1 protein-coding gene is annotated in these 385 nt (G+C 65.7%); it reads left to right on the top strand.

Annotation, left to right across the window (positions count from 1 at the left end):
* The coding region (locus AC1D0P_RS31490; protein ID WP_477680314.1) for a hypothetical protein at positions 1-385 on the top strand (385 nt) is incomplete at both ends.

The raw sequence follows: 385 nt of genomic DNA, 5'->3' as shown, positions 1-385 counted from the left end.
CCGCTATATCGATACGTCGCTGATGAACCGGATCGCCATTGCCGAGGAAAATGCAGCGGCGGCGCTCGAGGTGATGGCGCGCTTTGCCATCGCGCCGCAATGGCTGATCTACCTGCCGCCCACCATGTCGCCGGTCGAGACCAGCAAGAGCGAGGGCTGGCTGGAGCGGCCGGAAGAGGCGTTCGAGTTCTTCCGCGCGCGTGGCCAGACGGAACTGATGCTGGAAGAGAAGCATATGGGATCGCGGGCGGTGATTGCGGTCTGCCGCGACGATGCCGTGGCGCGCCAACGCTTCGGCACGGTCTCCGACGAGGCGGGTTCGATCTGGACCCGCACCGGCCGCGCCTTCTTCTCCGAACGGGCAATGATCGAAGCGGTGCTGGCG

This window comes from Polaromonas sp. P1_G2 (genome assembly GCF_056405515.1).
Note: the sequence above shows the minus strand (reverse complement) of the source record. Positions and strands in the feature narration are given on the sequence as shown.